The sequence below is a fragment of the Malonomonas rubra DSM 5091 genome (genome assembly GCF_900142125.1).
Lineage (GTDB): Bacteria > Desulfobacterota > Desulfuromonadia > Desulfuromonadales > Geopsychrobacteraceae > Malonomonas > Malonomonas rubra.
In genome coordinates this window covers 221,386-233,192 of sequence record NZ_FQZT01000006.1, presented here as the reverse complement: position 1 = coordinate 233,192, position 11,807 = coordinate 221,386, and the positions used below count along the sequence as shown (strand labels likewise).

The 11,807-nt window shown below is 52.7% G+C and carries 10 protein-coding genes; 3 read left to right on the top strand and 7 right to left on the bottom strand.

Going from position 1 to position 11,807, the window contains the following annotated elements:
- From BUB13_RS10425 to BUB13_RS10395, 7 genes are all read right to left on the bottom strand, one after another.
- On the bottom strand, positions 1 to 313 hold a 313-nt coding region (locus BUB13_RS10425; protein ID WP_072908652.1), incomplete at its 3' end, for a helix-turn-helix domain-containing protein.
- A gap of 116 nt (positions 314 to 429) precedes the next feature.
- Complete coding sequence (locus BUB13_RS10420) at positions 430 to 3,231, bottom strand: bifunctional diguanylate cyclase/phosphodiesterase (RefSeq protein ID WP_072908650.1); 2,802 nt, start codon at positions 3,229 to 3,231, stop codon at positions 430 to 432.
- Between the two features lie 97 nt (positions 3,232 to 3,328).
- The gene (locus BUB13_RS10415; RefSeq protein ID WP_072908648.1) at positions 3,329 to 3,511 is read right to left on the bottom strand and encodes a hypothetical protein; all 183 of its coding nucleotides are present in this window, start codon (positions 3,509 to 3,511) and stop codon (positions 3,329 to 3,331) included.
- The gene (gene hemH, locus BUB13_RS10410; RefSeq protein WP_072908645.1) at positions 3,508 to 4,482 is read right to left on the bottom strand and encodes a ferrochelatase; all 975 of its coding nucleotides are present in this window, start codon (positions 4,480 to 4,482) and stop codon (positions 3,508 to 3,510) included. Before hemH ends, BUB13_RS10415 begins: the two co-directional genes overlap by 4 nt.
- Positions 4,483 to 4,584: 102 nt before the next feature.
- Positions 4,585 to 5,619 (bottom strand): uroporphyrinogen decarboxylase, encoded by a 1,035-nt coding sequence (gene hemE / locus BUB13_RS10405; RefSeq protein ID WP_072908642.1) that lies wholly within the window; start codon positions 5,617 to 5,619, stop codon positions 4,585 to 4,587.
- Positions 5,620 to 5,664: 45 nt separating this feature from the next.
- Complete coding sequence (locus BUB13_RS10400; protein WP_072908641.1) at positions 5,665 to 6,777, bottom strand: radical SAM/SPASM domain-containing protein; 1,113 nt, start codon at positions 6,775 to 6,777, stop codon at positions 5,665 to 5,667.
- Between the two features lie 109 nt (positions 6,778 to 6,886).
- A complete protein-coding gene (locus BUB13_RS10395; protein ID WP_072908638.1) occupies positions 6,887 to 7,609 on the bottom strand; it encodes a hypothetical protein in 723 nt (240 codons plus the stop codon).
- Positions 7,610 to 7,820: 211 nt separating this feature from the next.
- On the opposite strand from BUB13_RS10395, the gene BUB13_RS10390 reads away from it, so the two are divergent.
- From BUB13_RS10390 to BUB13_RS10380, 3 genes are all read left to right on the top strand, one after another.
- On the top strand, positions 7,821 to 10,013 hold the full coding sequence (locus BUB13_RS10390; protein WP_072908633.1) for a primosomal protein N': 2,193 nt from the start codon (positions 7,821 to 7,823) through the stop codon (positions 10,011 to 10,013).
- Positions 10,014 to 10,109: 96 nt separating this feature from the next.
- The gene (gene mltA, locus BUB13_RS10385) at positions 10,110 to 11,324 is read left to right on the top strand and encodes a murein transglycosylase A (protein ID WP_072908628.1); all 1,215 of its coding nucleotides are present in this window, start codon (positions 10,110 to 10,112) and stop codon (positions 11,322 to 11,324) included.
- Positions 11,324 to 11,761, top strand: a complete 438-nt coding sequence (locus tag BUB13_RS10380; protein ID WP_072908626.1) for an NUDIX hydrolase — start codon at positions 11,324 to 11,326, stop codon at positions 11,759 to 11,761. The genes mltA and BUB13_RS10380 overlap by 1 nt, the downstream gene beginning before the upstream one ends.
- Positions 11,762 to 11,807 lie beyond the last annotated feature (46 nt).

Sequence of the window (11,807 nt, the reverse complement as noted above, 5' to 3'; positions counted from 1 at the left end):
CCATTTCGTTTAAAAGCCTATTGCGAAGATGCTCATCCGCAAGTTCGCGCTCAAGTCGCTTGATTTTCTGGGCGGGAGTCTCTTTGTCTTTGGGTGATTGGGGCATAACGTGCCTCACAGGCTGGGTCCAGTCCATCTTTCCATGCTTTCTCAACCATGTTAGCACGGTTGAACGCCCCTGAATGCCATAGATCTTCTGAGCTTGCTTGTAGCTCATGTCGCCTTTTTCTACGGCATCAACCACCTTCAACTTAAAGCCCATGGTGTAATCACGCTGAGTACGTCTCTTTCGCTGTCTGTCTGACTTGTCCATCATAAGCCTCCAAGGTGTAAACTTATTTCAGGACGGGACATAAAAAGCAAAAAGGGCGTTCCTCTCGGGACGCCCTTTTTGCGCTCATGCTGCTGATTTTCCTGCTCGTTCGCTTCTCACGCCAAAAAGCGCCGGGCAAATTCACTGGCCGGCACCGGTTCACTGAACAGGAATCCCTGATAAAGATCCGCTCCACGGCTGCGCAGAAAATCGAACTGCAACTCGGTCTCGACCCCCTCGGCGACAACCTGCATCTTCAAGCTGCCTGCCATGGCGATAATCGCCTCAATAATTGCCTCGTCATCCCTGTCTGCCTCGAGGTCTCGAACAAAGGAGCGGTCAATTTTCAGGGTATCTATGGGGAATCGCTTGAGGTAGCTCAGTGATGAGTAGCCGGTACCGAAGTCATCGATGGCCAGAGAGATTCCTAGCTGTTTCAACTGACTGAGCAGAACAACTGTTTTTTCAACCGTTTCCATCAACATGCTCTCGGTCAGTTCCAGTTCAAGAGATTCACCCTCCAGGCCGGTGTCCTGCAGTACGCTGGCAACGACCGGCAGCAGATCGGGTTGTGTGAGCTGGCGCCCGGATAAATTGACCGCAACCTTGAATTGCGCGCCAGTACTCTCCTGCCACTGCTTCAACTGACTGCAAGCAGCCTGCAAAATCCACTGCCCCAGCGGAACGATCAAACCGGAAGATTCGGCAATGGGGATGAAGCGGGTTGGCAAGACCTCACCAAGCTCCTCGTTGCGCCAGCGTACCAAGGCTTCCATACCAACGACACGGTTGTTCTGCAAATCGACCTTCGGCTGAAAAACCAGGTAAAAACCTTGTTGACGCTCAAGGTCCTGCCGGAGTTGCCGCTCGATATTCAGGCGCTCACGGGTTGATTCGTTCATTTCTGCAGAAAAGAAATAAAACGAATTCCGGCCCTGCTCTTTGGCGTGATACATGGCAATATCGGCACAGCGCAGCAGGGTTTCGCGATCTTCGCCATCATCCGGATAAATCGCCAGGCCGATACTGGCAGGGGTTACCACTTCGTTGCCATCAATCAGGAAGGGCTTCGCCATGTCGGCAATAATCTGCCGGGCAACGATGGCCGCATCTTCAGCCACCCGCAAATGCGGCAGCAGAATGATGAACTCATCACCCCCCAAACGCGCCAGCACATGTTTTTCCCCCAACTGGACATCGTCCCCGATTCGACTGACGGTATCGGCTTCGCGCAGGCAACCTTTCAGCCGCTGGGCGGCACTCTGCAGCAACTTGTCGCCGACAGAGTGACCGAACGTGTCGTTAACCATCTTGAAGTGGTCGAGATCAAGAAACAGAACGGCAAACTTGGTGTACTCACTTTTGCTGCGTTGCATCTGGCGGATCAGCATTTCCAGCCGGTCATGCAGCAAAGAACGATTCGGCAGGCTGGTCAAAGAATCGTAATAGGCCAGCTTGCTGATTTCCTGCTCCGCAGATTTCTGCAACGAAATATCTTTGAACAGACAGACAACAAACTGATCCTCCCCGGCTTCGCTGTAGGCGTGGGCAAAAGAGAAATTGACTGGAATCTGTTCCCCGTCGCTGCCGACAATCTCTGTTTCATAGTTTTTCAAATGAGGCTGTTGCAGAAATTCGCTTAGCAGGTCCTGGGCGACCAAGGGGCTGCGATGGCTGAAAAATCGGTTGAGGTTCTTTCCGGCAAATTCGATGGACGTGGTCGCAAAGAGTTCCTGCGCTGCACCGTTGGTTTTAAAAATGACACCATCACTGCCACAAATAATCAGCGGGTCGATAACTGTCTGCAACATCAGGTCGACAGAGTCGTAAGCAGCACTGGCGTACTGCAGTTTGTCGGTCAGGGTATTCACGGCATCGGCGAGAACCTGAAGCTCGTCACAGGCGGCCATTTCAATCCGCTCATCAAGCTTTCCATCTGCCAGGTTTTGTGTTTGCTTGCTGATCAACCCGATATTCTGCAGAATCGGCCGGACCATCAGGTGAGCTAGAAGCAGTCCAAACAGCACCCCGAACAGGCCAAGAAAGAGGTTCGCCCGCACCAGATCATTCAACAAATAATTGAAAATCGAGACTGGTGCCACGGCAAAAGCGTACCAACCTTCGTTCGTCAGCATTCGAAAGCTGTAATAAAACTCTTTCCCACCGATCAATTGATGTCCGAAGCGATGGTGCTCACTTGTTCCGCCGAGCAGCTGTCTGCGCCAATCCGAATCAGGGGCAACAATATGCTGCAGGAAAGCGCCTTGGTCAGGGTGCAGCAAAAAACGCCCCAGTTCATCAACCAGGTACACTTCAGCACCATGCTCGAGTTCACGCCGATGGAAGAAGGAATTGAACAATGCAAGAGGAACAGATGCCTGGAGAACCCCCTTGAATTCGTCACCAAAATAACCGACCTTCGCCATGGTCAGGACGATGGACGGCCCGGAAAAATCGATATCGTAGGGCTCAACAGTGACCAGAACCCGGTTCGGCCGCTCAAGAACTTGCTGCAGGAGGCGTTCCTTCAGTGGCTTTAAAGAGCCCTGCAACACCCTGCCATCAAGCACCTTAAGGTCTTGCTGGCCCGATTCTTCGAAATAACTGAGACGGGGAAAAACATCCTGCTGCTCAACAAAGACCTTCGCCAGAACCGGAACACGTTGATAACGATGATATTCAAAGGTCTCCAGCCGCCACAAACGATCTTTTAGCTGTTTCAGCTGCTGATCGGCTTCGATCGCCAGGGCCTGGGCATGCGCTTCAAGTGTTGAACGTTGCGAATCCGTGTTAAATTCGTGGAGAAGAGAAAGGCTGATACCGGTCACCAGAGTGACCGTCATCAGGATGGAGGCAAGCTGAATACCGAAAAACTTAACCCGGATACTGCGACATTTTCTGTAACCTGATCGTGGCAAGCCAGCCTCCAAGCTAATTGATCGTTTTACAGCCAAGCCACAATTATAGTTTTAGCTTATTAAAAAATCTACACCCTTATGTAAAATCTATTTATTTCTAATCGAAGCAATCCGTCCGGTACATCATCGCCAGACGGCCACGGCTGGCCAGGCAATCTGGGCAAAGCAGACCGGCATCTCCATAATCCTGTTCGGCCAGGTGCTGACCGGCAATGGCTGCCGGATCGGTCAACACCTGGTCAGGATCGAATTCTTTCTGACAGAGGCGGCACTTTTTCATAACCCTCCCCTGTCTTTAACCAGTGCAGCCATGGCATTGAGGAAATCCGCGTTATCGTTCAGCGAAGGAGCACGGTGGAAATGATGAAAACCGGCTTCAGCAGCTAACTCGCGATACTCGATGTCGATCTCTTCCAGCGTCTCGATGTGATCAGAAACAAAAGAGATCGGCACCATCAACAGGCACCTGTGATCATCCATCGCCAGCCACTTGATCACATCCTCGGTTCCCGGCGTCATCCATCTGACCGGACCACTGCGGCTCTGGTACGCGATACGCCAGCCGAAATGATCACCGACCCGCTTCATCACCTCATGCGCAGTGACTTCAACATGTGTTTGGTAAGGGTCGCCACGGTCGATGAATTTCTGCGGCAGGGCATGAGCGGAAAAAAGAATCTGCACCTCGTTCTGCAGCAGATCGTGGAAAAGCTCGATCCCTTCCTTCACCCGGTTAGCCAGTGAATCAAGATATGGCGGCCAGTTATACCACTCTTCGATCAGGTGGTATTCCAGCTCAGGGTAGACGTTGCCAACTGCCCGACGGAAATCATTGATGCTGCTTCCAGTAGTGGCTCCGGTATAATGCGGATACATCGACAGAACCACCGCTTTTTCGATGCCCTCCTGTTTGATTTCCCGTAGCACATCATCGGCAAAGGGATGCCAATAACGCATGATGACGTAAGGTTTAACATTATCGAGCCGCGACGCGATCCCTTCTGCCTGCTTCCGCGTCCACTCCAGCAGCGGTGATTTTCCGCCGATGGTACGGTAGTTCTCCACGACTTTTTTCGCGCGGAAGTGGGAGATCATTTTTGCAAAAGGCTTCTGCAGCAGAGCACCGGCAGGTAACTGGATCAGCTCCCGGTCGGAAAAAAGGTTGTAAAGGAAGGGTTCGACGGCATCAAGCGAGTCGGGCCCGCCCATATTGAGGAGGATCAGTGCGGTTGGTTTGGCATTCGATGACATTTGCAAAGTCCTTTAAAGCTCCGGGGTTGCAGCGCTGACAAGCGAAAACGAAAAGGGGCAGAATAATAAATTCTGCCCCCATCATCACACACCAAGTTTGCTCTATTTTTGACTAAGCCTGTGTACGCATTCCACCATGTGAATCGCATTCTCCGGCGGAACCGTCGGCAGAATACCGTGGCCCAGGTTGAAGATGAAGCCGGGACGATCAGCATTCTCGTCCAGAATCCGCTGGACTTCACGCTCAATGTGGTCTTTCGGTGCATAAAGCACGGTCGGATCGAGGTTGCCCTGGACGGCGATGTCCGGGCCGAGAATATCACGTGCTTTACCGAGGTTGACATGCCAGTCGAGGCCGAGCACATCAGCACCTGCCTGCTTGACCAGTTCGAGCATACCGCCACCACCTTTGACAAAGTAGATGATCGGAATGTCTTTACGGTTGAGGCCGTTAATCAACTCTTGAACATACGGCAGAATGTATTTTTCAAAATCATGCGGCGCCAGCAAACCACCCCAGGTATCGAAAATCTGGATCGCCTGGGCGCCTGCTTCGATCTGCATGTTCAGGTAACGCCGATCCATCTCTGTGACCTTCTTCATCAGCGCATCGTAGAGCGGGAAGTCGCCGTACATCATCTGCTTGAGGCTGGCAAAATCCTTGCTCCCTTTGCCCTCAACCATGTAGCAGGCGAGAGTAAAAGGTGCGCCACCGAAACCGATCAGAGGCACACGCCCCTCGAAAGCAACACGCAGGCGCTTGATGATCTCGGGCACGTAGGAGACGGCCTCTGCCATGTCTTCCGGCACCACCAGAGCATCGACGTCGGCTGCGGTACGAATCGGGTTTTCAAACACCGGCCCCGGCACGAAGTCGAGTTTCATCCCCATCGGCTCTATCGGGGTGAGAATGTCTGAGAACAGGATTGCGGCATCAGCGTTGAGGATATCGATCGGCTGGATGGTCACTTCCGCTGCACGCTCCGGGTCTTTACACAGATCGAGAAAAGTGCCACCCCCCTTGGCGCGGACATCCTTGTAGCACTGCAGGTAACGGCCAGCCTGGCGCATCAGCCAGACAGGAACACGATCGACGGGCTGGCACCAGCAAGCTTTGAGAAAGTTGTATTCGGTCATCGTTGACAAATCTCCTGAATAAAATTTAGGGTCAAAAATCGAAATCTATTCTTTTGGCGCGTTTTCCGCCGCTTCCTTTTCCATCCGTTTGCGGGTCTTCAACGGAATGTAATTACAGAACGGCTCTTCCGCCATGTAGTCACCGTACACTGCATCGGCTCGGGCACGGCAGCCGCCACAGACATTGATGAACTCGCACTCGCCACACTTGCCTTTGTACTGGCTGAAATCGCGCAGTTCCTTGAAGGTTTTGGAGTTGAACCAGAGCTCCTTGAACGGTATCTGCTTGACGTTGCCGACGCTCGAGTGGAAATAGGAGCAAGGTTTGAGGTTACCGAAACAGTCGATCAGGCAGATGGTCTGGGCGGCAATGCAGCCTTTGCCGCCACCGGTCGAAAAGGTCAGGCTCCGGCGCTTGAAGTCGGCCCCTTCCGCTTTCGCCATTTGCGGCACGATGCGGTAGTAGTGCGGCGCACAGGTCGGGCGCATGAGGATGTCATCCTCGTTCTTTTCCTGCTCATAGTGCCAGGCGAGAATCTCTTCGTAATCCTCTTTGCTGACCAACTCGTTCATGATCTCTTCGCCACGGCCAGTCGGCACGATCATGAACATGTACCAGGCGGTGGCGCCGATCTTCTTCGCCAACTTGAAGCACTCGCCGATATCATGCTGGTTGCGCTTAGTGAAGGATGAGTTGACGAGAAATTTGATGCCGTTGCGCTTGAGAGTCTCAGCGCCACGGAGGGTGCCTTCGAAAGCACCAGGGCAAGCCCGAAAGTCGTCGTGAATTTCAGCAGTTGACCCGTCGAGAGAAAGCGACACCATCTTAATATCGGCCTTGATCATCTTCTGGCAGACTTCATCGGTTATCAGGGTGCCGTTGGTCGCCATGCACATGCGCAGGCCCTTGCTGGTTCCGTACTCGGCGATCTCGAAGATGTCGGGGCGCATCAGTGGTTCACCGCCGGAAAGCACCATGACCGGCTGGCTGACTTCACAGATATCATCAATCAGCTTGAAAGCTTCTTCAGTCGTAAAATCCCCTTCAGCGGCTTCCATATCGGATGAGCAGCGGCAATGAACACAGTTGAGGTTACAACGCTGGGTACTCTCCCAGGCCAACCACTTGGGGATAAACTTCTCTTCGTTGGAACTCATGTAGACTCCTTGGGATTTATGGTCCTTCGGCAAAAGCGCCCGTCGCCGAAATACGCAACGGGCAAAACTTTTGCGATCTAATCAAGATACTACAAAAAGCGGGTTCGACTCAATCATTGTCGAGTGCCAGCCAGGCTCTTTCCCCCTCGATAAACACTGAAAATGCCTGTGGAGATGCGCTTTTCAACAAAGCCATGATGTAATCCTGGATGCTGCCATCTTCAGTGTACAGGCGAACCGACTGCAGCAGTTCGAAAATACGAGCCCGCATCATCTGGTCACAGCCCGTCAGGTCGATCAGCAGCATCGGCCCATCGGCCACGCCCTCTTCATTGATCGGATCGGGCAATACCAGGACCCCGCCCTCAAGCGCTGATGGCAGATCGATTTTCCTCACCATGCGGACCGCCAGCTCGCGGTTGTACTTGCTCACCGACATGACTTCGCCTTCTGCCAGAGGCAGCGCAGGAACAACAAACAGGGTACCGCGCTCTTTCAGCTCATCCTGGCTGGCAAAGAAGTAAAGTTGCTGTAACGCACTGTCGAGAATATCCTGTTTCATCTGTGGCGCCACCAGGTAGGCATACTGATCGTAAGCAGGACGCTCAAGCCCAAAATCGAGCAAAGGTTCCCAGGGGATTTCCTGTGGGGGCGTTTCCTTCAGTTTCTGCTCTTCCATCTGCACCAGCAACTGCTTCAGCTTTTTCAGTTTTTCTTGCAGCAGGCGGACCCGCTCTTCCTGCTCACTGGCAAAGGCAGGAGTGATGACCGCCCCGCAACTGATCGACAACAACAGCAGACAGCAGAGCAGGGGGATATACTTTCGCAGCATTTAATTCAGCTCCTTCGGACGTGATTTCGCTAACACTAAAGTCCGAGGATTATACAGAAAAAATTGTTCAAGATGGGGCTTTTAATCTTCTTCCGGCAAAAAAGCTGCGAGGTGAGGAAAAAAACCTTGTGAAGAAATTTTCCCCCTCAGTAACTCACGGCTGTGGTAATAGAAAAGCAGTCCCCCTGTTTACTCTTCCCAGCAGGTTTTTATGTCCGAACTGATCGCCGATATTGCCGTCAACGCCCCCTTGAAGCAGCTGTTTTCCTACCTAGTGCCAGCAGAAATGGTGGAAAAGGTTGCTGTCGGCAAACGTGTCAAAGTCCCTTTCGGACGTCGAACCAGCACCGGTTTCATCCTGCTGACACGACAAGGGTCCAGTAAAGGTCTGAAAAAGATATCGACCCTGTTGGATGAAGAACCGCTTCTCACCCCGGAGCTGATAACTCTTCTGCGCTGGGCCGCTGATTATTACTGTCACCCGATTGGCCAGGTTATCCGCAACGCGCTGCCTGCAGGACTGGGTAGCGACAAAACCCAGACGCGGATACTCTATGAACCGGTTTATCGCTTGTTGAAAAGGGAACCCTTGCCGCGTGGCCAAAAACAGCAGGAACTGCTCAAGCTTATCGCTGAGGAAGAAAAAACACCTTTAAGCCGCATACGGCAAGAGTTTTCCACCCCACACAGCAGCCTGAATCGCCTGGTCGAGCAGGGCTACCTTGAAGTATGTGAACAGGAGATCCAACGCGATCCCTTTCTCTACGAAAAAATCACAGAAGACAAATGCCTGACCCTGAATAATGACCAGAAAAATGCAGTCAAATCAGTCTCTGACTCTCTCGAGAAAAATTCCTTCAGCCCCTATCTGCTACATGGCGTAACGGGCAGCGGAAAAACCGAGGTCTACCTGCAAAGCGTTGAAAAGTGTTTAAACTTAAAGCGTCAGGCATTGATACTGGTACCGGAGATTGCTTTGACTCCGCAACTGGTCGCGCGCTTCCGCGCCCGCTTCGAACCCAAAGGGAGCAAGCTGGCAGTTCTCCACAGCGGCTTGAGTGACGGCGAACGTTATGATGCCTGGCGTCGGATCAACCGTAATGAAGTTGACATCGTCATCGGTGCCCGTTCAGCGATTTTCGCTCCGCTGAGTAGGCCCGGTCTGATCATCGTCGATGAAGAACACGAAACAAGCTATAAGCAGAGCGAAGGGTTTCGTTATAACGCCCGCGACCTAGCCCTGGTTCGGGCGCAGCAGCAGGGCTGCACGATTGTTCTTGGCAGCGCCACACCTTCGCTGGCCAGCTATTACCGTAGTGAGCAGGGCAGCCTGCAACGTTTAGAGTTGCCGCAGCGCGTCCACACTGGAAACCTGCCGCAGGTCGAACTGATCAACCTGGCAGAAGAAGAAAGCTCTCAAACACTCGCCAATCCGTTGATTGAGGCATTGCAAAACACGCTGGAAAAGCGTGAACAGGCAATGCTGTTGCTTAATCGCCGGGGCTTTGCGCCTTTTTTGCTCTGCACCGATTGTGGCACCAGCTTTCATTGCCCGAACTGCGAAATCACCCTGACATTTCACCAACGTGAGCGCCTGCTCCGTTGCCATTATTGCGATTACGCCGAACCGCCGAAAGAAGTCTGCCCAAATTGCAATGGCGGGAATATCGAACCAGAAGGTGCAGGGACAGAGCGCCTTGAGCAGGAAATTACCGAGCTTTTTCCGGGAGCCCGGATTGCACGCATGGATAGAGACACCACCAGTCGAAAAGGCGCCCATCAGCGTATCGTTGACAAAATGATGCGACGCGAGATCGATATTCTCATCGGCACACAGATGATTGCCAAAGGGCATGATTTCCCCGGTGTAACTTTAGTCGGTGTGCTCGGCACAGATAACTTGCTCAATTTCCCCGACTTCAGAGCCGCAGAACGCAGCTTTACCCTGCTCACCCAGGTTGCCGGGCGGGCCGGCAGGGCAACCGGAAAAGGGAAGGTCTTTATCCAGACCTACAATCCTGAACATTATTCTCTGACCTGTGCTGCCGAGCAGAACTACGCTGATTTTTACCAGCTGGAACTCCCCTTTCGCCAGGAGCTCGGCTACCCACCTTGTGGCCATCTGGTTCATCTCGTGCTGGCGGGAAATCAACCACAGCAAGTCAAGCAGCAAGCAGAGCAACTGGCAGAACAACTGTTCAGCATAGCGACCAATGTCGAGGTCCTCGGCCCCAGTCCTTGCCCACTGGCCAAGCTACGTGGCAAAACGCGCTACCAAATCCTGTTGAAATCGGCCGCAAGAAGCAGCCTCAGAAGTATGCTTGCAGACCTTGAAGCTCTATCAAAAAATATACCTGGCGGTGTCGGGCTTTCTATCGATATCGATCCAGTCGATATGCTTTAACCTCTTTTGCCAGAAATCCACACTGGATTCTACTGTCCGCCTCTGTCATAATTGTTAGATTATTTTCAGTATCACTTTCAGGACAGCAGTAAGCATATGAAATACAAATTTTTTATTTTTATAATTTTTCTGTTCCTGGCAGCCTGTGTCAGCAAAGCACCGCCGGTTGTCATTGAACCCGAGCTCCCCCCTGTCACACCTCCGCCGCCACAAATTGAAATCGAGCCTTTACTTGCAGTTGATTGGCACCAGCTCGACGGCTGGAACGATGACGATCTTATTGAGCCATTTAAAGTTTTTGAGCAGAGCTGTAAAGCGATCGGTCAACGAGAACAATGGCGCGAGGTCTGTGAGCTTTCCAAGCAGGTTTCGCCTCTCACTTCAGCGACTGCGAAAATGTTTTTCGAAACCTTTTTCCAGCCCTACCAGGTTCGTAACGAGGACGGCAGCTTTACTGGGATGATCACCGGCTACTATGGCCCGGAACTACCGGGTAGCAGGATACAGACTGACAAATATCGCTATCCTCTCTATGGCCAACCGGAAGACCTGCTGATTGTTGATCTTGACGAAATCTACCCTGAGCTGAGCAATTATCGCCTGAGGGGGCGTGTCGTTGGCAACCGGGTTGTCCCCTATTTCGAACGAGGCGAGATCGACAACGGGAAGAATCCGCTTGCCGGGCATGAAATTTTCTGGGTCGAAGACCCTGTCGAGCTATTCTTCCTGCACATTCAGGGCTCCGGTCGCATCCGCCTGCCAGATGGCGAACTGGTGATGGTCAATTACGCGAACCAGAATGGTCACAAGTACCGTTCCATCGGCAAACTGCTGCTGGATCGGCAGGCGATGACACGCGATCAGATGTCGATGCAGAATATTCGCAGCTGGGTCAATGCCAACCCTCAGGCGGGGCGTGAATTGCTGGCCGAAAATCCAAGTTATGTCTTTTTCCGTGAGTTACCCTCTGACTATGAAACGCCACCCGGTTCACTCGGCATTCCGTTGACAGAGCGCCGCAGCCTGGCAGTTGATCCGCGCACCATCCCACTGGGAGCCCCAGTCTTTTTGGCAACCTCAGTCCCTGGAACGGACAAACCACTGCAGCAACTGATGGTCGCCCAAGATACAGGTGGCGCGATCAAGGGCCGGGTGCGTGCTGACTTTTTCTGGGGAATGGGAAAAGAGGCAGGTTCGATCGCCGGGCGCATGAAACAGGATGGGCAACTCTGGCTGCTGCTGCCAAAGAACAGCGACGAGCAACTGCAAAGTCGCATTGAATCACAACCTTCTGACACTGGAATCAACTGATGAGTCAACCGAAACATGTCGTCGTTGTCAGCTGCATGATTCGCAACACTGCCGACGAAATCCTACTGGTAAAGCACCATCTGCGCGGCTGGGAAATCCCCCAGGGCCGGGTTGAGGAAAGAGAAGCCCTGATCTATGCGCTTAGCCGCGAAGTGCTTGAAGAGGCGGGCGTCACTATCTGCAACGCTAAACCGGCAATCATCTGGTCGAAGGTTTCTGATCCAGCAGCCGTCATCTTCTGCTTTACCGCACAGCACTCCTCCGGAGAACCAACCCCAAGCGAGGAAACGCCAGAAGCCGAATGGTGCCCTGCAGACAAGGTTCTTGAGCGAATCACACATCCGGTCAACCGTGATCGCATCAAAGCTCTGCTTGAACACGACGGCAACTTGCACTTACGCAGTTACGCCACCGGTCCCTACAGGATACTCTCCTGAAAATGACAAAGCCGGAGTAAAAACTCCGGCTTCGCAATCGTCCAAA

What these genes read in the sequence shown, in the direction of transcription:
- BUB13_RS10400 (WP_072908641.1), bottom strand. Translation starts at nt 6,777, where the DNA reads ATGAGTTCCAACGAAGAGAAGTTTATCCCCAAGTGGTTGGCCTGGGAG.
- BUB13_RS10395 (WP_072908638.1), bottom strand. Translation starts at nt 7,609, where the DNA reads ATGCTGCGAAAGTATATCCCCCTGCTCTGCTGTCTGCTGTTGTTGTCG.
- BUB13_RS10380 (WP_072908626.1), top strand. Translation starts at nt 11,324, where the DNA reads ATGAGTCAACCGAAACATGTCGTCGTTGTCAGCTGCATGATTCGCAAC.
- mltA (WP_072908628.1), top strand. Translation starts at nt 10,110, where the DNA reads ATGAAATACAAATTTTTTATTTTTATAATTTTTCTGTTCCTGGCAGCC.
- BUB13_RS10390 (WP_072908633.1), top strand. Translation starts at nt 7,821, where the DNA reads ATGTCCGAACTGATCGCCGATATTGCCGTCAACGCCCCCTTGAAGCAG.
- BUB13_RS10415 (WP_072908648.1), bottom strand. Translation starts at nt 3,511, where the DNA reads ATGAAAAAGTGCCGCCTCTGTCAGAAAGAATTCGATCCTGACCAGGTG.
- hemH (WP_072908645.1), bottom strand. Translation starts at nt 4,482, where the DNA reads ATGTCATCGAATGCCAAACCAACCGCACTGATCCTCCTCAATATGGGC.
- hemE (WP_072908642.1), bottom strand. Translation starts at nt 5,619, where the DNA reads ATGACCGAATACAACTTTCTCAAAGCTTGCTGGTGCCAGCCCGTCGAT.